The organism is Streptomyces cylindrosporus, from assembly GCF_022698165.1.
In the GTDB taxonomy this organism is placed as follows: Bacteria; Actinomycetota; Actinomycetes; order Streptomycetales; family Streptomycetaceae; genus Streptomyces; species Streptomyces cylindrosporus.
In genome coordinates this window covers 321,322-341,830 of record NZ_JALDAY010000006.1, presented here as the reverse complement: position 1 = coordinate 341,830, position 20,509 = coordinate 321,322, and the positions used below count along the sequence as shown (strand labels likewise).

At 71.2% G+C, this 20,509-nt stretch carries 18 protein-coding genes; 12 read left to right on the top strand and 6 right to left on the bottom strand.

Annotation, left to right across the window (positions count from 1 at the left end):
- Nucleotides 1–26 precede the first annotated feature (26 nt).
- Nucleotides 27–1,646, bottom strand: coding sequence for a GMC oxidoreductase (locus MQP27_RS21375; RefSeq protein ID WP_242766892.1), 1,620 nt, complete (start codon nucleotides 1,644–1,646; stop codon nucleotides 27–29).
- Between the two features lie 352 nt (nucleotides 1,647–1,998).
- Between MQP27_RS21375 and MQP27_RS21370 the strand changes: the two genes are divergently transcribed.
- A complete protein-coding gene (locus tag MQP27_RS21370; RefSeq protein ID WP_242766891.1) occupies nucleotides 1,999–2,553 on the top strand; it encodes a TetR/AcrR family transcriptional regulator in 555 nt (184 codons plus the stop codon).
- Nucleotides 2,554–2,682: 129 nt separating this feature from the next.
- Entirely contained in the window at nucleotides 2,683–3,510 is an 828-nt protein-coding gene (locus MQP27_RS21365; RefSeq protein ID WP_372511265.1) for an IclR family transcriptional regulator, read from the top strand.
- On the opposite strand, the gene MQP27_RS21360 is transcribed toward MQP27_RS21365, so the two are convergent.
- Nucleotides 3,471–3,974, bottom strand: a complete 504-nt coding sequence (locus MQP27_RS21360) for a GIY-YIG nuclease family protein (RefSeq protein ID WP_242766890.1) — start codon at nucleotides 3,972–3,974, stop codon at nucleotides 3,471–3,473. The genes MQP27_RS21365 and MQP27_RS21360 overlap by 40 nt on opposite strands.
- A 137-nt stretch (nucleotides 3,975–4,111) precedes the next feature.
- Between MQP27_RS21360 and MQP27_RS21355 the strand changes: the two genes are divergently transcribed.
- From MQP27_RS21355 to MQP27_RS21335, 5 genes are all read left to right on the top strand, one after another.
- Nucleotides 4,112–5,176 carry a YihY/virulence factor BrkB family protein gene (locus MQP27_RS21355; RefSeq protein WP_242766889.1) on the top strand — a complete coding sequence of 355 codons (1,065 nt, stop codon included), beginning with the start codon at nucleotides 4,112–4,114 and terminating at the stop codon, nucleotides 5,174–5,176.
- Nucleotides 5,177–5,326: 150 nt separating this feature from the next.
- Nucleotides 5,327–5,944, top strand: a complete 618-nt coding sequence (locus MQP27_RS21350) for a SigE family RNA polymerase sigma factor (protein WP_242766888.1) — start codon at nucleotides 5,327–5,329, stop codon at nucleotides 5,942–5,944.
- A 14-nt stretch (nucleotides 5,945–5,958) separates the two neighbouring features.
- Nucleotides 5,959–6,663, top strand: coding sequence for a hypothetical protein (locus MQP27_RS21345; protein ID WP_242766887.1), 705 nt, complete (start codon nucleotides 5,959–5,961; stop codon nucleotides 6,661–6,663).
- 116 nt (nucleotides 6,664–6,779) lie between these two features.
- Nucleotides 6,780–9,008 (top strand): MMPL family transporter, encoded by a 2,229-nt coding sequence (locus MQP27_RS21340; RefSeq protein ID WP_242766886.1) that lies wholly within the window; start codon nucleotides 6,780–6,782, stop codon nucleotides 9,006–9,008.
- A 182-nt stretch (nucleotides 9,009–9,190) separates the two neighbouring features.
- Nucleotides 9,191–10,177, top strand: coding sequence for a L,D-transpeptidase (locus MQP27_RS21335; protein WP_242766885.1), 987 nt, complete (start codon nucleotides 9,191–9,193; stop codon nucleotides 10,175–10,177).
- 43 nt (nucleotides 10,178–10,220) lie between these two features.
- Here the strand turns inward: MQP27_RS21335 and MQP27_RS21330 are convergent, their stop codons facing one another.
- Nucleotides 10,221–11,009 (bottom strand): SAM-dependent methyltransferase, encoded by a 789-nt coding sequence (locus MQP27_RS21330; RefSeq protein ID WP_242766884.1) that lies wholly within the window; start codon nucleotides 11,007–11,009, stop codon nucleotides 10,221–10,223.
- 169 nt (nucleotides 11,010–11,178) lie between these two features.
- Between MQP27_RS21330 and MQP27_RS21325 the strand changes: the two genes are divergently transcribed.
- From MQP27_RS21325 to MQP27_RS21310, 4 genes are all read left to right on the top strand, one after another.
- The gene (locus tag MQP27_RS21325) at nucleotides 11,179–11,490 is read left to right on the top strand and encodes a helix-turn-helix domain-containing protein (protein WP_242766883.1); all 312 of its coding nucleotides are present in this window, start codon (nucleotides 11,179–11,181) and stop codon (nucleotides 11,488–11,490) included.
- Entirely contained in the window at nucleotides 11,487–13,025 is a 1,539-nt protein-coding gene (locus MQP27_RS21320; RefSeq protein WP_242766882.1) for a helix-turn-helix domain-containing protein, read from the top strand. Before MQP27_RS21325 ends, MQP27_RS21320 begins: the two co-directional genes overlap by 4 nt.
- A 224-nt stretch (nucleotides 13,026–13,249) precedes the next feature.
- Nucleotides 13,250–14,974, top strand: coding sequence for a SulP family inorganic anion transporter (locus MQP27_RS21315; protein ID WP_242766881.1), 1,725 nt, complete (start codon nucleotides 13,250–13,252; stop codon nucleotides 14,972–14,974).
- 221 nt (nucleotides 14,975–15,195) lie between these two features.
- On the top strand, nucleotides 15,196–15,546 hold the full coding sequence (locus tag MQP27_RS21310) for an ArsR/SmtB family transcription factor (RefSeq protein WP_242766880.1): 351 nt from the start codon (nucleotides 15,196–15,198) through the stop codon (nucleotides 15,544–15,546).
- A 10-nt stretch (nucleotides 15,547–15,556) separates the two neighbouring features.
- Here the strand turns inward: MQP27_RS21310 and MQP27_RS21305 are convergent, their stop codons facing one another.
- The 3 genes from MQP27_RS21305 to MQP27_RS21295 all read right to left on the bottom strand — a co-directional run bounded on the left by MQP27_RS21305 (nucleotide 15,557) and on the right by MQP27_RS21295 (nucleotide 17,609).
- The gene (locus tag MQP27_RS21305) at nucleotides 15,557–15,967 is read right to left on the bottom strand and encodes a PLL family lectin (protein ID WP_242766879.1); all 411 of its coding nucleotides are present in this window, start codon (nucleotides 15,965–15,967) and stop codon (nucleotides 15,557–15,559) included.
- 167 nt (nucleotides 15,968–16,134) lie between these two features.
- On the bottom strand, nucleotides 16,135–16,737 hold the full coding sequence (locus MQP27_RS21300; protein WP_242766878.1) for a TetR/AcrR family transcriptional regulator: 603 nt from the start codon (nucleotides 16,735–16,737) through the stop codon (nucleotides 16,135–16,137).
- A complete protein-coding gene (locus MQP27_RS21295) occupies nucleotides 16,734–17,609 on the bottom strand; it encodes an alpha/beta fold hydrolase (protein ID WP_242766877.1) in 876 nt (291 codons plus the stop codon). The genes MQP27_RS21300 and MQP27_RS21295 overlap by 4 nt, the downstream gene beginning before the upstream one ends.
- A gap of 250 nt (nucleotides 17,610–17,859) precedes the next feature.
- On the opposite strand from MQP27_RS21295, the gene MQP27_RS21290 reads away from it, so the two are divergent.
- Nucleotides 17,860–20,505, top strand: a complete 2,646-nt coding sequence (locus MQP27_RS21290; RefSeq protein WP_242766876.1) for an alpha-L-rhamnosidase-related protein — start codon at nucleotides 17,860–17,862, stop codon at nucleotides 20,503–20,505.
- Nucleotides 20,506–20,509: the final 4 nt, after the last annotated feature.

The following is a 20,509-nucleotide window of genomic DNA, read 5'->3' as shown; positions in this document are numbered from 1 at the left end:
GTCGGCGTGTCCGTGCGGAAGAAGCGTCAGAAGACGGTGCCGAGGTCCTTGCGGACGATGGTCTCCATGCTGTGCTCGGCGAGCGCCGCGATCGTGTACGACGGGTTGCAGGCGCCCGTGGAGCCGGGGATGCGGGCACCGTCGAGGACGTAGAGGCCCTTGTGCCCGAGGACCCGGCCGTAGAGGTCCACCGCCCCGCCCATCGGCACGCCGCCCAGCGAGTGCCAGGTGGAGGGCGCGGTGGCGTTGGTGTCGAGCATGAGACCGCCCCCGGCCGCCGCGATCGACTCCATCCGTGCCGTGATCAGCGCCTGCAGCGCCGCGTCCGCCGTGGACGGCCAGGTCAGCACGGCGTCGTCCTTGTCGGCGTCGTAGGCCCAGGTGCCCGCGCCGTCGACGATGCCGTAGCCGACGACGGTCATCAGGGTGGCGCCCGAGACCGGCGCGGGCGAGCCCGCGTGCACGATGGTGTACGGGATCGGGCTGCCGGAGTCGGTGGCGCCGATGCAGGCCGGGCCGCCCTGCTGGGTGCCGGCGTCCCCGTTCGGGTTGAGCCAGGCCCAGATCCGGTCGCCGTTGTTGCCCCACTTGCTGCCGACGGCGTCCGGCAGGTCCGGGACCAGCCCCTTGGCGCGGGACTTCACCAGCAGCCGGGTGGTGCCGGGCGAACCCGCGTTGAGGAACACCGCGTCGGCGGTCACGCTGATCTTCTCCTGGACGGCGCCGCCGGTGTCGATGCGGTCGACGGACAGCACCCACTTCTTGTTCGCGTCGAGCGCGAGATCCCGCACGACGTGCAGGGGCGCCACCTCCACCAGACCGGTCGACTCGGCCCGCGCGAGATAGGTGACGTCGATCGAGTGCTTGCCGCCGTTGTTGACCCCGAAGGCCACGTCGCTGGTGGTGTACGTCGGCTCGTAGCGGCCGGTCAGTTCGCCGCGGGCGTACTCCCAGCCGATGGGCAGCGGCACCTTGAACGGCGTCAGGCCCACCTTGGGCAGCACGTCCCGGAACAGCCGCGAGGACTTGTAGGGGTCGGAGGCCAGCAGGTCGTCGGGGATGGGGGAGATGCCCAGCATCCGGGAGACCGTCGGATACGACACCTTGTCCAGGTAGTCGTAGAAGTCCGCGGCGAGCGGGATGGAGCGGGCGAAGTTCGCCTTCGTCGGCTGCAGGGTCATCCCGTGGTACGTGATCGAGCCGCCGCCGACCGCCGCGCCGACGTTGGCGGTCATCCCGTTGCCCTCGACGGCCTCGATGACGCCGGTGTAGGGCGTCCAGGTCTTGTCGACGCCGCCGACGATGGAGTGGTCGGTCAGCCACGCCGAGCGGTTGTCCATGGTGGCGAAGCGGCAGAACGTGGTCGCGTTCGGGCCGGTGACCCAGCGCCGGCCGCGCTCCAGGACGAGGGTCTTCACCCCGGCCTGTGCCAGCCGGAGCGCGGTCACACCGCCGCCGAAGCCGGTGCCCACGACCACGGCACGGGCGCGCAGTTCGGTCACGTCGGCCCGGGTGGCCGCGGCGGTCGAGGCCCGGGCGGTACCGGCACCGCCGAGCGCGAGGGCACCGACGGCCGCGGACGCGCTGAGCAGCCGGCGGCGGCTGATGCCTTCGGCAGATGGGGAATGAGCGGAATTACGGGACATGGGGGACTCCCGTGGGGACGGACTGATCGGGGAAGGTCGCAACTGCGACAGGCAGGCGGGCTCCCCGGTGCTGGACACCGCGGGAACCCGCGCGGCTCAGCCGTGACGAACGCCGTGCTCCACGGCCGACAACTCAATTCCCTGCGGGCGCACGCGGATCGCGCTCACCCGAGGTCACCCCGGTGATTGAACGCCCCGCCCGGCACGGGCGCCCACCTCATCCCGCTGACCGGGATCGGCCCGGGTTGGGCTAACGTGGGGAGAACCCGAGGACCAGGGGGACGGTGTGCCGAGGACCGCTGAACCGCGACAGCCCGCCGCACCGGTGTCGCGCCGACAGCAGGCCCGCAGGGTGGCCATCCTCCGCGCCGCCGGCGAACTGGCCGCGCGCGACGGCCTCGCCGGGGTGCAGATGCTGGACGTGGCCAAGGAGGCGGGCGTCGCGATCGCCACGCTGTACCGCTACTTCCCGTCCAAGACGCACCTGTTCACCGCGGTCCTCGAATGGCACATCGAGACGTTCCTGGAAGGTCACGACGAAACCGCCGCAGACGCCGGCACGGCGGACCCGGTGCAGGACGTCGCCGAGACCCTCACCGCCCTGACCCTGAAGCTCCTGGACAACCCACTGCTGGCCTCCGCGGTGGCCATGTCCTCCTTCACCGAGTACGCCGGCACCACCCCGACCCGCTACGACATCGCCGGAAGCTACCTGGGACGCACGGTCCTGAAACTGCTCGGCGTCCACGACCCCGGCGAAGCCGACCGCAGCACCGTACGGCTCCTCATCTACTGCTGGTGGGGTCTGTTCGTGGCGGCCCAGACCGAGGAGATCTCCGTCCAACGGGTCGAGGCGGACCTGCGGTTGGCGGTACGGCTGATCCTCGCGCCGTACGCCGCCGACTGACCACCGCGTCTCCACACGACCCCGACAAACTGATCCTGCACGCCTCTTGGTCCCCGGACGACGGCGTTGGTACCTTGGCGCCGGCGCCAAACTGAAATACATTTCAGTTTCAGCAGGGAGGCACCGACGATGACGTCTGCCCTTCGCCCTGACCCGGGAATCGACGTGGAACAGCACCCGCTGCCCCCGTCGATGATGGAACGAGTAACGCTGATCATGGACCTCTTCGAGCACCCGCAGACCAGGCTGACGCTCGAAACCGTCTCCCGCCGCACGGGCCTGCCCCGGTCCACCGCCCACCGCATACTCGACCAGCTGGTCCGCCTGGACTGGCTGCACCACACCGTCTCCGGCTACCTCCTCGGCCCGCGCGCCCTGGGCCTCGGCGGGCGGGAGATCGCCCACAGCACCCTGCGTGCCGCCGCCGCGCCCCAGCTCCTCGAACTGGCCGTCCGCACCAGGATGGTGGTGCACCTCGCCGTGCTGGACGGTCCCGAGATCTACTACCTCGACAAGATCGGTGGCCGCGCAGCCGTCGACATCCCCTCGCGGGTCGGCGGCCGGGCGATCGCCCACTGCACGGGACTCGGCAAGGCGATGCTCGCGTGGCTGAGCCCCGAGGAGATCGACGCCCGCTACGCCCGGGTCATCGAGCGCCGCACCCCGCGGAGCATCGGCCATCTGGATGCCCTGCACCGGGAGTTCGGCATCATCCGCCGCCGCAACGGCCTGGCCGTCGACCGTGGCGAGTGCTTCCCGGGCATCGCCTGCGTCGGCCTCGCGATCCGCGGCCCGGACGGTCCGGTGGCGGCGATCTCGGCGGTGGGCACGGGCGATTCGGCGGTGGAACGGATCGCACCGCTGGTGGTGGGCGCGGTGCGGTCGGTGTCCGAGGAACTCTTCGGCGCGGCGGGCCGTCAACCGCCGGTCCCGCTCCGGCCTTTGCTGCCGGGCTGAGCCGCGAGTTCCCCGACCAGCCTCGCGATCTTCGCCCGCTTCGAGTCGATCCCGCGCATGATCAGTCGCAGATGGGCCGACGACTCGGGCACCGCGCTCTCCAGCCCCTCCAACTGCTGCCGGGCGTGGGCGAGTTGAACCCGGAGCCGTTGCACACGATCCGGCGGCGGAGGAGGCAGCGACCCGTTGAAGACCACGTTGTGCCGGGGACGCTCGGCCCATATGGCCTCCCGCTCGGCCGCTTCGGGATCGTCGGGGTAGTCGATCCGGACCCCTATGACCTCGGAGGCCCACGCCTGATCCCTGAGATGGGTACGCACCCGCGTGAGCGGACTCACCGAGATGCCGACGTAGAGCAGCCCCTCGGGGCCGTAGAGCCGGTACAGGGCGGTCCGGCCCGCGGTGTGAAGGCTGCCCTCCTCGTCGAAGAGGGCGCGCAGGAACTGCGTGTCGATGCGGGTCATACCGGCGCCTCCTCGCCTCCGCCGCACTCGCAGAACGCTCGTCCTCACGTTCTCACGCGGGTCTGACAACGCCCCGGCCTTACGCGACGGCCGCGACGCACCGGGTTGGGCTCGCGCCGGTGGGATACCCGACGACAATGGCGAAGCTGCATCTTCCGGGCCGGAAGCCCCAGAACGCCCGCGACGACCACCCGGACACCCGGGTGCCGGCACCGCAGGAGGCCGGGCCGGACGAGGAGGTCGAGCGGGCCGCCCCCGACACGCCGACCAAGCTGCCGAAGGGGGCCCGGGCCGCCGTGCTCAAGGGCACCTTCAAGGAGTTCAGGGACGACGAGCTCGCCGACCGGGCCGCGGCGCTGACGTACTACGGAGTGCTGTCCCTCTTCCCGGCCCTGCTGGTGCTGGTCTCCCTGCTGGGGATCGCCGGCTCCTCGACCACCGACAAGGTGCTGTCCAACCTGAAGCAGCTGGCCCCCGGTCCGGCGCGCGACATCATCACGCGAGCCGTGGAGCAGCTGCAGAACAGCGCGGGGACCGGCTCGGTGATGGCCCTGGTGGGCATCGTGGTGGCGGTGTGGTCGTCGTCCGGGTACGTGGCCGCGTTCATTCGCGCCGCCAACGCCGTCTACGACATGCCGGAGGGCCGGCCGGTCTGGAAGATCCTCCCGGTGCGGCTCGGGGTGACCGTGGTGCTCATGGTGCTGGCGGTGATCAGCGCGCTGATCGTGGTCTTCACCGGCGGCATCGCCCGCCAGGCCGGACAGGCCCTCGGGATCGGCGACACCGCGCTGACGGTCTGGGCGATCGCCAAGTGGCCGGTCCTCGTGGTGCTGGTGACGGTGATGCTCGCGATCCTGTACTGGGCCACCCCCAACGCCAAGGTGAAGGGCTTCCGCTGGATCACCCCCGGCAGCCTGCTGGCCCTGCTGATCTGGCTCGCCGCCTCCGCGGGCTTCGCGTTCTACGTCGCCCGGTTCGCCTCCTACAACAAGACGTACGGCGCCATGGCCGGAGCCGTGGTCTTCCTGGTCTGGTTGTGGATCAGCAACCTCGCGGTCCTGCTGGGCCTGGAGTTCGACGCGGAGAGCGTGCGCCAGCGGGCCATCGCCGGCGGACATCCACCCCAGGCCGAGCCCTACACCCAGCCCCGCGACACCCGCTCGTGGGACGAGTCCGACCTCCGCCGCCTGGACGACGTCTGAGCGGGCCCGGCGGCCCGGCGACGCCCCGCATCCGTTCCCCGGCACGTGCAACCCGATCCGCGTGCGCGTGGTGTTACAGGGAGGACTTCGTGCGCGCCCCGACCAGCGCGCACACAGGGGAAGGAAACGGGGTAGACCGGGGTGCGTGTGATGACCAGCCCAACGCCGAGCGCCTCTCGAAGAGGCGCGGTGCGGGACTCGGGCGGAGAACCAGGTGCGGGCACGGGACAGGACGACGGGGACGACCTCCGCGCGTCCGAGGTGGGGGACTTCGAGACCTATGCGGCGATGCGGTGGCCCCGGCTGCTGCGCATCGCCTACCTGCTGACCAACGGCGACCACCACGAGGCGGAGGACCTCGTCCAGGCCACGCTGGCCAAGATCTATCTGCGCTGGCATCACATACGCACCCTGGACGCACCTGACCAGTACGTTCGGCGCGCGCTGATCAACAACAACATCACCCGGCAGCGGAAACGCCGGGTCGTGCACTTCCTGACCCCTCAACTGCCCGAGCCTCGAAGCGAGTCCGGGGACGACGACCACGACATCAGGTCGGAACTGTTCGCCGCGCTCGCCACGCTGCCGCCCCGCCAGCGCGCCATCGTCGTGCTCCGCTACTGGGAGTGCCTGAGCGAACAGGAGACCGCGCGCATCCTCGGCTGCGCGACCGGCACCGTGAAGAGCCAGGCCAGCCGTGCGCTGAAGAAGCTGCGCTGCAGTGCGGCACTGTCCGAGTACGCCGCCACGACGGCGGACCGGGACTGAGGGGTATGCCAGACATGAGTACCGACCTTTCGCCCCAGCCGCCGTCGCCCGAACTGTGGCGGACCCTGGACGAGGCCGCACGGGGCTGCGCCCCCACGGTGTTCCCGCACGACCGGATCGTCCACCGGGCCAAGCTCATCAGGCGGCGCCGCAGACTGGTGACCGGCACCCTCGCCGTCGCCCTCCTGACCCCGCTGGCGGGCAATCTCGTCCTGTCCCACGGCCCCGCGGACTCGCACACGGTCACCGGCACCCGCCCGCCCGTCTCCCACACGCCGAGCCACGACGACCGTTCCCCCGTACGCGTCGTGCGGCCCGGGGAGCGGATCGAGGCGGGACTCGGCGTCTGGTACATGCTCAAGAAGCGCGAGTACTGCGACGCGGACCCGGCCGACACGAAGCCGATCTGCGTGGGGCCGCTGGACGTGAACCAGCCGGGTGCCGTGCCGATGACCGCCAACGTCCACCCCCGGCCCCAGGGCACGGTGTACGTCCTGGCCTACACCGGGCACACGCCCGCCACCCGGATCACGATGACGGAGAACGGCCGTACCACCGATCTCCCCATCGTGCGGCTGACCGGCCGGCCCGCCTATGTGAGCACCCACGCCGTCGGCGAGCCACGGCCGTCGGACGACAGCCGCGGCTTCCTGGGCGACGCCGTCTTCATCGTGTACGGCGCCGACGGCAAGGAACTGGCCAGGATGGGGGGACGCTGAGCCGGCTCCAGCGCCGCCGGCCGGAGATCTCCGGCTCCCCGACGCCCCGGCGTGCGGACGGCCCACCCCGGCTCCACACTTTGATCACCGGGGGCCGACCGTAAGGGGTGCAGTTCATGGCTTCGCTGCTGTTTCGGCTGGGTTCCTTCGCCTTCCGGCGGCGCTGGTACGTCACTCTCCTGTGGGTCGCGGTCCTCGCCGCCCTCGGCTTCGCCTCCGCCAAGGCGCCCGCGGCACCCGACAGCACGTTCTCCGCACCCGGTATCGAGGCCCAGCGCGCGTTCGACCTGATGGAGCAGCGCTTCCCGGGAGCCACCGCCGACGGCGCGACCGCCCGGATGGTGTTCGTCGCCCCGACCGGGCAGAAGGTCACCTCGCCCGCCAACCGGGCGGCCATCGACAAGGCCGTGACCCAGGCGGCCGACGGGCCGCAGGTCGCCTCCGCCGTCGGCCCCTTCCAGGCGCAGGCGGTGAGCAAGGACGGCTCGACGGCGTTCGCGACCATCACCTACACCGAGGCGGCCAACGACCTCACCGACGCCGCCAAGAACACCCTGCGCGGCGCCGCACAGTCCGCCCGTGACGCGGGCCTGACTGTCGAGATGGGCGGCACCGCGCTGGCGAGCACACCCGAGGCGGGCGGTGTCGGCGAGGTGATCGGCATCGTCGTCGCCGCCGTCGTCCTGCTCGTCACCTTCGGCTCGTTGGCCGCGGCCGGGCTGCCGCTGCTGACCGCGGTACTGGGCGTGGGCATCAGCATGACCGCCATCACGGCGCTGGCGAGCGCGTTCGGGCTGTCCTCGACGACCGGCACGCTGGCCACCATGCTGGGCCTGGCCTGCGGCATCGACTATGCCCTGTTCGTCGTCTCCCGCTACCGCGAGGAACGGGCCAACGGCCACGACGAGCAGGAGGCGGCTGGCCTCGCCGTCGGCACGGCGGGCTCGGCGGTCGTCTTCGCCGGGCTCACCGTGGTCATCGCGCTCGCCGGGCTGTCCGTGGTCGGCATCCCCATGCTCACCAAGATGGGCCTGTGCGCGGCCGGCGCGGTCGTGATCGCCGTGTGCGTGTGCCTGACCCTCGTCCCGGCCCTGATCGGTTTCTGGCCGCGCGCGGTCCTCTCCCGCCGCTACCGGCTGACCGGGCGGCGCGTGCAGGGCGTGCTGGGCAACCGCGGAAGCCGCTGGGCCGAGTTCGTACAGCGCCACCCCTTCCCCGTACGGTTCACCGCGATGGTCTCCCTGATCGTGCTGGCCATCCCGGTCCTCGACCTCCAGCTCGGCATGCCCGGCGACGAGGCCAAGCCCACCTCCACCACCGAGCGCCGCGCCTACGACGACCTCGCCCAGGGCTTCGGCCCCGGCTTCAACGGCCCGCTGACCGTGGTGGTCGACGCCAAAGGAACCGGCGACCCCAAGGCCGCCGTGGCGACGATCGAGAAGAAGATCGGTGCCACCCCGGGCGTCGTGTCGGTCACCGCACCCCGCTTCAACCAGGCGGGCGACACCGCGGTCTTCTCCGCCGTACCGCAGTGGGCGCCGACCGACAAGAAGACCGAGGACCTCGTCCACACGATCCGCGACGAGCGAGCGGCGACCGTGGCCGGCACAGGCGCGACCTTCGAGGTCACCGGCACCACCGCGCTCAACATCGACGTCGCCCAGAAGGTCCAGGGCGCCCTGATCCCGTATCTGATCGTCGTCGTCGGCCTGGCCGTCGTCCTGCTGATGATGGTCTTCCGGTCGATCTTCATCCCGCTGAAGGCGGCCATGGGCTTCCTGCTCTCGGTGCTCGCGGCCCTCGGCTGCGTGGTCGCGGTCTTCCAGTGGGGCTGGGGCGCCTCGCTGATCGGCGTCGAGTCCACCGGGCCGATCATGAGCATGATGCCGATCTTCCTCGTGGGCATCGTCTTCGGCCTCGCCATGGACTACGAGGTGTTCCTCGTCTCCCGCATCCGTGAGGCGTACGTCCACGGGCAGGGGGCCGGCGAGTCCATCACCACCGGGTTCCGCTACAGCGCCCGGGTGGTGGCCGCGGCCGCGCTCATCATGATCGCGGTGTTCGCGGGCTTCGTCACCGCCGACGACTCCATGATCAAGATGATCGGCTTCGGCCTCGCGATCGCCGTCCTGTTCGACGCGTTCGTGGTCCGCATGGCCTTCGTCCCGGGGGTCCTCGCCCTCCTCGGCGACAAGGTCGCCTGGCTGCCGCGCTGGCTGGACCGGATCCTGCCGCACCTCGACGTGGAGGGCGAGGCCCTCAGCCGCACCCACCCGGCGCCGACGGCACAGCCGGAAGAGGGACACACGGACAGCACGGACGACAAGAGCCCCACACCTGCCTGAGGGTTTGCGCATCGGCGCGAGAACACCGAAGCGCCACCGGTTCGCGCGTCCGCGGAACGCCAAGCGCGAGTGATGTGGATCACTAAACATGTGTGTGCCGCATGGAACTGCGACCCGGGGGATCCCTGTCTGACAAGGAGGCGGACCTTACAGGGGTCGGGATCGAGAGAGCGGGTCGGGTCGTGGGACGGCGCAGGGGTGGCATAGGAATCGCACTCGTCACGGTCGCCACGCTGATGGGCGCGAGCGCCTGCGGCGGAGGCGGCAGCGACAAGGCGAGCGGGGCGGACGCCAAGGCGTCGGGCAAGGCGAGCGCGAGTGCCTCGCCGTCACCGACGAAGCCCGCGGGCCCGCCCATGCTGCTGGACACGATCATGCCGCAGTCGGGGACCACGGTCGGCGTGGCCATGCCGATCTCGGTGGTCTTCACCAACCCGGTGGCGGCCAAGGCGCGCGCCAACGTCGAGAAGCACATGAAGGTGAGCGCCTCGCAGCCCGTGGAGGGTGCCTGGCACTGGATGGGCGACCGGCGCGCCGACTGGCGGCCGAAGACCTACTGGCCCTCCGGTACGACGGTGAAGATCGACGCCGACATGACCGGCGTCAGCAACGGCAACGGCCGTTACGGCGTGCACGGTTACACGCACACCTTCAAGATCGGCGACGATGTCCGCGCGGACGTCTCCGTCACCAACCACACCATGAAGGTGACCAAGAACGGCGCGCTGGTGCGCACGCTGTCCATCAACGCGGGCAGCGCCCAGTACCCGACGTGGGACGGCACGATGGCCGTCATCGACAAGCAGGAGAAGGTCCACATGACCTCCTGCAGCGTCGGCATCAGCTGCGACAAGGGCAGCGCCAACTACTACGACCTGACGCTGCCCTGGGATGTCCACCTGACCCAGTCCGGCACGTACGTGCACTACTCGACCGGCGACCCCAACCCGGGCAGCGGCAGCGCCCGCGGCTCGCACGGCTGCGTCCACCTGTCCATGTCGGACGCCAAGTGGTTCTACGGCCAGGTCAAGCAGGGCGACCCCGTCACGATCACCGGCTCTCCCCGCGGCAAGGCCCCGGCCGACAACGGCTACGCCGACTTCAACCTGGACTGGAACCAGTGGCTCTCCGGCAGCGCGTCCGGGGAGCAGACGACCGCGACCCTGTAAGGCCGATCGGACACCCCCGCGGGACACCCCCGCGGGGGCGGATTCAGCCGATGCGTGCCACTCCCGCGTAGATGCCGCTGCCCTCCGGGTCGGCGGGCAGGTCGGGGGTTGTCCACTCGGTCGCGGTGACCAGACCCGGCGGGACGAGCTCCAGACTGTCGAAGAAGCGCTCGACCTCGGGCCGGGTACGGAACGCCAGCCGGATACCGCCCTTGGCGTACTGCTCGGTGACCTGCTCGGCGAGTTCCGGATACAGGTCGGAAGCCGCGTGCGAGAGCACCAGATAGCTGCCCGGCGGCAGCGTGGCGACCAGATCGCGGACGATGTCCCCGGCCCCCTGCTCGTCGGTGATGAAGTGCATCAGCGCGATGAGCGACAGCGCGATGGGCCGCTCGAAATCCAGGACGTGCCGCGCGTGCTCGACGATGCCGTCGGGTCGGCGCACATCGGCCTCGATGTAGTCGGTGACCCCCTCCGGACTGCTGACCAGCAGCGCCTCGGCGTGCCGCAGCACGATCGGATCGTTGTCGGCGTACACGACCTTCGCCGTCGGCACGATGCCCTGGACGATCTGATGCAGATTGGGCTCGGTGGGGATCCCGGTCCCGATGTCCAGGAACTGATCGACGCCCTGTGCGGCGAGCCAGGCCGCGGCCCGGTGCATGAACTGCCGGTTCTGCCGCGCCGCATCCCTGGCCTCGGGCGGCAGCAGCGCGCCCACGGCCTCGTCGACGGGGTAGTTGTCCTTGCCGCCCAGCAGCCAGTCGTAGACCCGCGCGGGATGCGCCTTGCCGGTGTCGATGCGCACGGACGGCTGTGGGTCGGTCGTCATTGCAGCTCCATCACGCCGATGAGTCAGGGTGGGCCGAGTACTCGATCATCGTACGCCGGACGAGTCATGTGCCCTGTGGGCAGCGGCAGTTGACCGCTCGACTCCTGTTGATCGCCAGGTGTTGCGTAAAACGCATGTTTCATGAGGTGAGAGTGGTAACTTCCCCCTCATGGGTATGAGCCTTGAGGATCGGGTGCGATCGGCGGTGGCGGCGCTCCTGCACGCGACCGGCGAGTCGCAGACCGAACTCGCCGCCGTCCTGGGCGTGAGCCAGGCCCAGGTGAGCCGCCGTCAGTCCGGCAGCGCCGGCTGGAGCCTCGCCGACTGCGAGGCCGTCGCCGCGCACTACGGCATCGACGTCCTCGACCTGCTCGCCGGCCCCACCCGGGCCACGGAGGCGCTGCCCGCCGCGCGCCGCCGCGCCCTCGGCCGCCAGGCCGGCCCCCACCGTTCCGCTGCCACCGAGGGGCGTACGTCATGACGGACTTCGGCGCGATCGACGCGCTGCTCGCAGGCGCGAAGAAGGAGGTGGCGCTGCCGTCGGCCGAGGAGCGGCGCACCCTGCGCGAGGAACTGAACCTCTCGCGCACACAGCTCGCCCAGGCGCTGGGAGTCAGCCCGTCCACGGTCGGGGGCTGGGAGTCGGGACGGGACCCAAGTGGCGAAGTACGCGAGAAGTACGCGTACTTCCTCGAAGGAGCGCGGACGAAACTGGCCGCCGAGGCATCGGAGACGGCCGGGGAGGCAGCTCCGGGCGAGGAGCCGGAGGACGAGTCCCACACCGATGCCGAGCTGCACGCTGATGCCGAGCCGACGGCCGCGCAGGACGACGATGTCGACGTCCTCGCCGCGCCCCAGCCGTGCGTGCTGTGCGGACAGCCCGCCCGGCACCAGGTCGCCGGATTCCCTCAGCATCTGGACCCCGCCGAGTGCGAGCACGCCGAGACCGCGCGGACACCCGAGCCTTCCCCGCCGGAGAGGGCCGCTTCCCGTACATCACCCCAGCGCGCGCAGTCTTCCGGCCGGCAGCGGCAGGACGGACGCGGCGTCCGGGTCGTCCCGGTCGGCCGTCGTATGAAGGCCGTCGACGACCCGGACCTGATCGCCACCGCTGTCGCCGCCGCGCTCGCCGAGCACTCCGGCGACGTGGACAGGGCGACCGCCGCGCTGGTGAAGCGGGCGATCCCGGACGCGATGGCGCTGCTGGACCACACCCGCAAGGGCGGCCGCTACGACGTGATCGCCCACCCGTGGCTGCCCGACGTCCTGCGCAAGCAGTCCGCCCGCGGCGCCGACCAGATCTGGGAGGCCCGACCCAAGTGGGCACGGCCCGAACTGCCGCCCGGAGAGCACGAGATCACCGCGCTCGACGTCAACGGCGCCTACCTGAGCGCGCTGAAGACCCATCTGCCGCTCGGCCAACTGGAACACTCCACCGGCAACCACCACAACCCGCGCCGCGCAGGCGTCCACCTGATCACCCCGCCCGACTGGGACCACGACGCCTACCTGCCCAACCCGATCGGCAGCCGGGACGAGCCGGGTCCGCTGTGGGTGACCGAGTCGACCCTGCGGCTCCTGCTGCGCATCTCCGGCCCGAAGTACGGACTGTGCGACCCGCCGGAGATCCACGAGTCGTGGACCTCCGGGGCCACCGAGGGCCTGCTGGAGAAGTTCCGCGTCGCCCTCAAGGACGCCCGGGACCGGGCCATCGCGGAGGACGACGAGGTGACGCTGGAGTACGTCAAGGCGATGTACTCGAAGTTCGTCTCCACGCTCGGCGAGTCGAACTACAACCGGGAGCTGTACCGCACCGACTGGATGCACCTCATCCGCAGCCAGGCCTTCGCCAACCTCTGGTGGAAGGCCCATCGCGCGTACGACGAGGGTCTGATGGTCGTTCGCGCGATGGGCACGGACGAGCTCCACGTCATCGGCGACTGGCGCACCGTGTTCCCCGAAGGCCGCGGCGTCACCGAGGTGAAGGTCAAGGACGTCTACCGCGTCGGCCCGTAGCCGGTCACGCAGGCCTTGGTCGTGTCTCAGGGCGTGATGCGGAATTGCAAAATTTCGCAATTGGTTAGATGCTTTGTTGGCTGTGTTCGCAGGTAGCCGCGGACACGGCTTTTCGCGTCACCCACGGGGTGGTGCTCGTAGGGAGGCCGAGGGGTCGTGTCCGTTCCGCTGTATCAGGCCGGAGTCCTGTCCGTTCGGCTCCGTTCCCTCCGGGTGACCGGGCGATGACGTCGGCAGTCAGGGCGGTGAGGGGCCGGCTGGTGGCGGTGCTGCCCCGGCGCGCCGACCTTGTCGACATGCGGCGCGACCCGCGCCGGGATCTGCTGGCCGGGCTGACCGTGGCCGTCGTCGCGCTGCCGCTCGCGCTCGGGTTCGGGGTCTCTTCCGGGCTCGGCGCCGAGGCGGGCCTGGCGACCGCCGTGGTCGCGGGCGCGTTCGCCGCCCTGTTCGGCGGATCGAATCTGCAGGTGTCGGGGCCGACCGGCGCGATGACGGTGGTCCTCGTGCCGATCGTCGGCGAGTACGGGCCGACGGGCGTGCTCACGGTCGGTCTGATGGCCGGCGTGCTGCTGGTCGCGCTGGCTCTGTCCCGGGCCGGACGCTACATGCGGTACATCCCGGCTCCCGTCGTCGAGGGCTTCACCCTCGGCATCGCCTGCGTGATCGGGCTCCAGCAGATCCCGAACGCGCTGGGCGTGCCCAAGCCCGCGGGCGACCAGGTGCTGGTGGTCACCTGGCGGGCGGTAGAGGAGTTCGCGCAGTCCCCGAACTGGACCGCCGTCGGCTTCGCCGTCGCCGTGGCGGCGGTCATGCTGGCCGGGGCCCGGTGGCGGCCGACCGTGCCGTTCTCGATCCTGGCCGTGATCGCCGCGACGGTGGTCGCTCAGGTCGCTCATCTCGACGGGGCCAAACCGATCGGCGACCTGCCGTCCGGACTGCCCGTACCCTCGCTGTCCTTCCTGGACCTCGGCTCACTCGGCTCGCTCGCCGCCCCGGCCGTGGCGGTCACCGCCCTGGCGGCCCTGGAGTCGCTGCTGTCGGCGTCGGTCGCCGACGGCATGACGGTCGGTCAGCAGCACGACCCCGACCGGGAGTTGTTCGGCCAGGGACTGGCCAACATCGCCGCCCCGCTGTTCGGCGGCGTCCCCGCGACCGGGGCGATCGCCCGCACCGCGGTCAATGTCCGCACCGGCGCGAGCTCCCGCCTCGCCTCCCTCACCCATGCCGCGATCCTGACGGTGATCGTCTTCGCGGCGGCACCCCTCGTCTCACGGATCCCTCTGGCCGCCCTGGCCGGCGTGCTGCTGGCCACGGCCGTGCGCATGGTCGAGGTCGGATCCCTCAAGGCCATGGCCAAGGCGACCCGGTCCGACGCCCTGATCCTGGTGCTGACCGCCGCCGCGACCCTCGCGCTCGACCTCGTGTACGCCGTCGTCATCGGCCTGGCCGTGGCAGGCGCGCTGGCCCTGCGTGCCGTGGCCAAGCAGGCCCGCTTCGACGAGGTCCCGCTCGACCGGGGCGACCACAGCGCCGAGGAACACGCACTGCTGGCGCAGCACATCGTGGCGTACCGCATCGACGGTCCGCTCTTCTTCGCCGCCGCCCACCGCTTCCTGCTGGAGCTGACGGAAGTGGCCGACGTCCGGGTGGTGATCCTGCGCATGTCCCGCGTGACAACCATGGACGCAACCGGCGCCCTGGTCCTCAAGGACGCGGTGCGGAGGCTGCGACGCCGTGGCATCACGGTCCTCGCCTCCGGGATCCGCCCGGGACAGCGGCAGGTCCTGGAATCGGTCGGCGCGCTGGACCTGCTGTGCCGTGACGGCAGGGAGTACGCCACCACGCCCGAGGCCATCCGCGCCGCCCGCGACCACCTGGAGACGGCCGGACTGCTGCCCGCCCTACCCGCCCCGCAGCCCGCGGCGCCGACCGAGGAAGCCCTGCGATGAGCCGCCCGCCCGGTCCTGTCGCCGGTACCTCAGGAATTGCTAACATTGGCAATTCCTGAGGTCGTCACCGGTGGACTTGGCGGCTCGGTTCCTCGGTGCGACGCCGGTCCGCCCGGTGCCGCGGGCGGGGATGGCCGTATGTTGTCGACGGGTGGATGGAAGCGATGCGCCGAGGTCCGGCCGATGGGGCCGTGCTGTCGGGCCGGGGAGGCGACGGCACGATGAGTACGCCGCTGTACCAACTGAAGGCCGAGTTCTTCAAGACCCTCGGCCACCCGGCCCGTATCCGCGTCCTGGAGCTGCTCAGCGAGCGCGAGCACGCGGTCTCCGAGATGCTGCCCGAGGTCGGCATCGAGCCCGCCCACCTCTCCCAGCAGCTCGCGGTCCTGCGGCGCGCGAACCTCGTCGTGACCCGCAAGGAGGGCTCGACCGTCTACTACTCGCTGACCAGCCCCTACGTCGCCGAGCTGCTGCGAGTCGCCCGCACCATCCTCTCGGGCGTGCTGGCGGGCCAGGCGGAACTCCTCGCCGACCTCCAGGCCACGCAGCAGGAGGCGAAACCGGCGTCCTGAGCGCGGCCTGTCACCCGCCCGCGACGGTCCACGTGTGCCATGCCCCGTTGCGGAAACAGTTCTGGTAGTAGTGCGGGGCGCTGTTCACGTAGACGATCACGCAACGCTCGATCCCGTCCCAGAACGTGTAGCCGGTCGTGTTGTCGGCCCGTCCTCCTCCGGGCATCTCCTTCCACCCGCCGGCGTTCTTCCACACGTGCCAGATGTGGCGGTTGGGTGCGATGACGAAGACCTCGTCGACGCTGCCGTTCGCCGTCCAGTCGGCCGACAGCACCTTGGTCCCGCACTTGTAGGTGCCGGTGTAGTGCCACTTCGTGATGGTGCAGCTCGACGCCTGGGCGCTGCCCGCCGATGCGACGACCCCGGTCAGACAGAGCGTCGCCGCGGCAGCCCCGGCCGCCGCCTTCCTCAGGATGCTCACTGGGTTCCCCCTCGGTTCTCGTTGTGCGGCGAGCCTCCCAGCCCAAGCGGCGGGCGTCGTCAAACGAGTGGCCTACGTCGGGAGTCAACTCCTGCGGTAGCCGACGGCGGACTCAACCTGCCGGGGTAGGCGAGCAGGACGACGGCAGCAGTCGGCTGCGCTGACGGTCATTCACTCGGCGTCCGCAGTCCGCCCAACAGGGCGAGGAGAGCCTGTTCGGCCTCGACGCGCGCGGCGCGGGGATCGGGTGCCTGGGCGATGAGCAGGGCGGCCTCGATCGCGGCGCTGAGGAGCAGATGGCCGACGACGTCGGCGGGCTGTCGTACGAGAATGCCCTCGGCCATGGCCTGGTCGAGCCCGGCGATGACCAGGCCCAGCCCGTGCCGGGCCTCGATGGCGCGCCATTCGGCCCAGCCGAGGACGGCGGGGGCGTCCGTCAGCGCGATGCGGATCACCTCGGGGTCCTCGCAGGCGTCCAGGAACGCGGACAGCCCCTTGGTGGCGGCGCTCCACGACCCGTCGGCGTCGGCGAGCGCGGCGGCGACGCGGTCGGTGATGTCGCGCTCCTGCTCTTCGAACACGGCGCGGAACAACTCGCGTTTGTCGCCGAAGTGATGGCGCAGCGCACCGCGCGTCAGACCGGCCTCGGCGACGATCTCCTCGGCCGGCACGGCGGCGAATCCGCGCTGCGCGAACAGCCGCCGAGCCGTGCTGATCAGCACCTGTCGGGTCGCCCGGGTGCGGTCCTGCTGGCGTCGCCGCTCGGTCATCGGTGCTCTGGCGCGGGGGTCTGGGCGAAGGCCGCGATGAGGTCGGCGAGCGCGGCGGGCTGGTCCTCGGGCATGAAGGTGCGGGAGTCGGCGACCGGGGCGAGTCGGGCGTGGGGGAGCAGGGCGGCGAGCCGGTGGGCCAGGGAGAGCGGGAAGAGACGGTCGTCCTCGGCCCAGGCCAGCAGGACGGGCCGGTCGAAGGAGGGGAACGACTCGGCCGCGGCCAGGGTGTGCCGGCAGTGGACGCCCGTGAGGAAGCGGCGCAGATCGCGGCGCACACCCGCATGCCGGCGGGCGGGCCGCAGATAGGAGTCCATGACCTCCGCCGGAATCGGCGCCTTGGACAGCAGCCCGAAGGCGAACGGCAGCCGGCGCAGCATCCGGGGCCGCAGGAACTGGGCGATCAGCCACCCCGATCCCGGCAGCCGCGCCAGCACGGGCAGGTAGGCGAACAGAGGTGGGAAGAACCGTTCCAGACTGTCGCAGTCGGTGAGCACGACCCGGCCGATCCGCTCCGGATGGCGGGCCATCATGATCTGGACCAGCGCCCCGCCGGTGTCGTTGGCGACCACGGTGACGTCGGTGAGGTCGAGGGCGGCGAGGAAGTCGGCGACGAGCGCGGCCAGAGCGGGCGGGCTCAGGTCTGCCCGCGGGTTCATGGGGTGCTCGTGCGAGCCCAGCGGCCAGTCCGGGGCCAGACAGCGGTATCCGGCGTTCGCGACGGCCGGCACCACGTGCCGCCACAGGTCGGCGTTGACCAGCAGCCCGTGCACGAACAGCACGGGCGGCCCGTCGCCGCGTTCCCGGTAGGCGATCACCCCCTGCGGCAAGTGCACCGTGCGGGCGACTCCGAGGTCTTCGCTGTGCGCCATGTCGACCTCCCCGTGGGGGACCGGTTGGGGGCTGGACTTCCAGAAAACATCCATCCCGGATGTATGTACAGAGGGGCGGACGGAGATTCCCGGCGCCCGTCGGCCCGGGCGTCCCGTCCGCCCCGTGGCCCCGGTGGAGGAGCTGCGCGGTGTCTGTACGCAGTCAAGGTCTTGGGATACCGTCTCCCTGCCTCAGCATATTGAATCGTTTCAAGCCGCCGTTTCAATCGCCTTCGAGGGACGAGGTGCCATGACTTCCAGCAGCACAACGCCGAACACCGGACAACCCGGCCCCGGCCGTCGCACGGTCCTGGCGGCCGGAGCCGGTGCGGGAGCCGCCGCCCTGACCGCCGGCCCCCTGAGTGCCACCCCGGCCGCGGCGACCCCCGGCGCGGACACGGCCGCGGCGAAAGCCCCCGGCGTGCCACGCCTCGGCACGGGCTGGCAGCGCTATGTCCAAGGACCCGCGTCCCGCACGGTACGACCTGCGCGCGCCCTCGCCCCGACCGGTGACGTCCGCAACCCCGACGCCCTGCTCAAACCCGGCGGCGCCAGAACGGTCCTGCACCGCCCGCAGCCGACCCCCGCCCCGCGCTGGCCGCAGGGCACCACGGCCCAGGCCTCCTCGACGCACGCCGGCAACAACGGCAACGACGGGCAACCACGCACCTACGACGCCGCCAACGCCGTCGACGGCAACCCGGACACCTTCTGGAACGACGACACGCTCGGCGCCTTCCCCGACACCCTGACCATCACCCTGCCCGAGCCGCAGGAGCTGTCCGGGATCACCGTGATCTCCAACAGCGACGGCGTGCCGACCGACTTCACGGTCGACGTCCTGGCCGGCGACGGCTGGCAGACCGCCGCGACAGTTGCCGACAACGATGTCATCCAGCGGGCGGTGCCCTTCACCGCACCCGTGTCGACGAACCAGGTCCGCATCACCGTGACCGGCGTCCAGGACACCCCGCGCGGCGCCTTCACCCGGATCAACGAGGTGTGGCCCGAGCCGGTCGAACCGGTCGTTGCCCCCAGCGTCACGATCGACTTCGGCAAGGTCGTCGTCGGATACCCGCGCATCCGCTTCACCTCCGCCTCGGACAACTCACCGGGCGTACGCCTGGCCTTCTCCGAGACCCGCCAGTTCCTCACCGACCGCTCCGACTTCACTCGATCCGACCAGGCCGGCGGCGCCGGCCAGGGCTGCGACCAGTTCGCCGTCCCGGCCCAGGGCGCCGACTGGAGCGACCGCAAGGGCTTCCAGAGCGGCGACAAGGTCTACGCCGACGGCCTGCACGGCTTCCGCTATCTGCGCGTCACCCTCGACGCCCTGGCCTCCGACGCCCCCGCCGCCCAGCCCTGGGGCACGGTCGAGATCGACGCCGTCAGCCTCGACTTCACCGCCTACCTGGGCACCCCCGCCACCTACCGCGGCTGGTTCCTGTGCTCGGACGACGACCTCAACCGCTACTGGTACGGGGCCGCCTACACCAACGAACTGGTCACCGACACCTTCCGCCAGGACGACGTCGACCCGCGCAACGCCTGGACCGCTTCCCTGGAGGGCAGACTCGTCCTGCACGACGGCGCGAAACGCGACCGCGACCCGTACGTCGGCGATCTGGCCGTCTCTGCACCCACCCTGTACCTCACCCACGACGACGCCGCGGCCGCCGCCCGCAACGTCCTGGCCGACCTCGCCGAACACCAGCGCGCCGACGGCTGGATCCCACCGGCGTCGATCGCCTCGTACACCCTCGCCCTGTTCGACTATCCGCTGTGGTGGGTCACCTGCAGCTGGGACTACGTGCTCTACACCGGCGACCGCACCTACGCCGCCCGCTACTACCCCCAGCTGCTGAAGGTCCTCGACGTCTGGTACCCGAGCGTCACCGACGACGCGGGCCTGCTGAGCAAGGGCCTCAACAACACCGGCGGATACGGCGACTACGCCTTCCTGCCGCGCACCGGACGCATCACCTACTACAACGTCCTGTACGTCCAGGCCCTCACGGACGCCGCCCGGCTGGCCCGCCTGCTGGGCCACGAGGCCGACGCCGCCCGCTGGACGGCACGGGCCGCGACCGTGAAGGACGCGGTCAACACGCACCTGTGGGACGACGCCGCCGGCGCCTACCTCGACTCCGGCACCGGCGCGGCCCGCCACGCCCAGGACGGCAACGCCCTCGCCGTCACCGCGGGCGTCGCCGACGCCGACCGCGCGGCATCGGCCCTGGCCCACCTCGACGCCACGACCCGCCGCCCGTACGGCAACGCGTTCATGGACAACGACACGATCTTCGACGGCGCCTCACAGCGCGTGTACGCCTTCACCTCGTACCCGGAGATCGTGGCCCGTTTCGAGGCCGGGCGCGCCGACTCGGCGCTGGACCAGATCCGGCGTACCTACGGCTGGATGGACACCCACGACCCCGGCATCACGAACTGGGAGGGCATCGGCCCGAACGGCTCCCTGTACGAGGACGCGTACACGAGCATGGCGCACGGCTGGTCCACGGGCGTCCTGCCCGCGCTCACGCACCACCTGCTGGGCGCCCGCCCGACCTCCCCCGGCTACGCCACCTGGGAGGTACGCCCGCATCCCGGCGACGTCGCCTGGGCGCAGGGCCAACTCCCCACCCCGCACGGCCCGTTGCGCGTCGCCTGGGAGAACTCCGGGGGCACCTTCCACCTCACCGTCGTCGTCCCCCACGGCACCCGAGCGACGATCGCCGTACCGGGGGGTCGTCACCTGACCGTGCGGGCCGGGAACCGTCAGGTGTGGGACGGACGCCATGGCCGCGACGCCACGGTCGGCGTCGTCGACGGCCGCGTCACGATCTCCGAACTGCCCCCGGGCACGCACGACTTCACCGCCCGTCGGGACGGTTGACGCC

Coding starts and splice junctions, on each gene's coding strand:
- MQP27_RS21355 (WP_242766889.1), top strand. CDS start 4,112: ATGGCGAAGCTGCATCTTCCGGGCCGGAAGCCCCAGAACGCCCGCGAC.
- MQP27_RS21360 (WP_242766890.1), bottom strand. CDS start 3,974: ATGACCCGCATCGACACGCAGTTCCTGCGCGCCCTCTTCGACGAGGAG.
- MQP27_RS21300 (WP_242766878.1), bottom strand. CDS start 16,737: ATGACCGAGCGGCGACGCCAGCAGGACCGCACCCGGGCGACCCGACAG.
- MQP27_RS21325 (WP_242766883.1), top strand. CDS start 11,179: ATGGGTATGAGCCTTGAGGATCGGGTGCGATCGGCGGTGGCGGCGCTC.
- MQP27_RS21295 (WP_242766877.1), bottom strand. CDS start 17,609: ATGGCGCACAGCGAAGACCTCGGAGTCGCCCGCACGGTGCACTTGCCG.
- MQP27_RS21345 (WP_242766887.1), top strand. CDS start 5,959: ATGAGTACCGACCTTTCGCCCCAGCCGCCGTCGCCCGAACTGTGGCGG.
- MQP27_RS21375 (WP_242766892.1), bottom strand. CDS start 1,646: ATGTCCCGTAATTCCGCTCATTCCCCATCTGCCGAAGGCATCAGCCGC.
- MQP27_RS21330 (WP_242766884.1), bottom strand. CDS start 11,009: ATGACGACCGACCCACAGCCGTCCGTGCGCATCGACACCGGCAAGGCG.
- MQP27_RS21350 (WP_242766888.1), top strand. CDS start 5,327: ATGACCAGCCCAACGCCGAGCGCCTCTCGAAGAGGCGCGGTGCGGGAC.
- MQP27_RS21320 (WP_242766882.1), top strand. CDS start 11,487: ATGACGGACTTCGGCGCGATCGACGCGCTGCTCGCAGGCGCGAAGAAG.
- MQP27_RS21290 (WP_242766876.1), top strand. CDS start 17,860: ATGACTTCCAGCAGCACAACGCCGAACACCGGACAACCCGGCCCCGGC.
- MQP27_RS21310 (WP_242766880.1), top strand. CDS start 15,196: ATGAGTACGCCGCTGTACCAACTGAAGGCCGAGTTCTTCAAGACCCTC.
- MQP27_RS21340 (WP_242766886.1), top strand. CDS start 6,780: ATGGCTTCGCTGCTGTTTCGGCTGGGTTCCTTCGCCTTCCGGCGGCGC.
- MQP27_RS21365 (WP_372511265.1), top strand. CDS start 2,683: ATGACGTCTGCCCTTCGCCCTGACCCGGGAATCGACGTGGAACAGCAC.
- MQP27_RS21315 (WP_242766881.1), top strand. CDS start 13,250: ATGACGTCGGCAGTCAGGGCGGTGAGGGGCCGGCTGGTGGCGGTGCTG.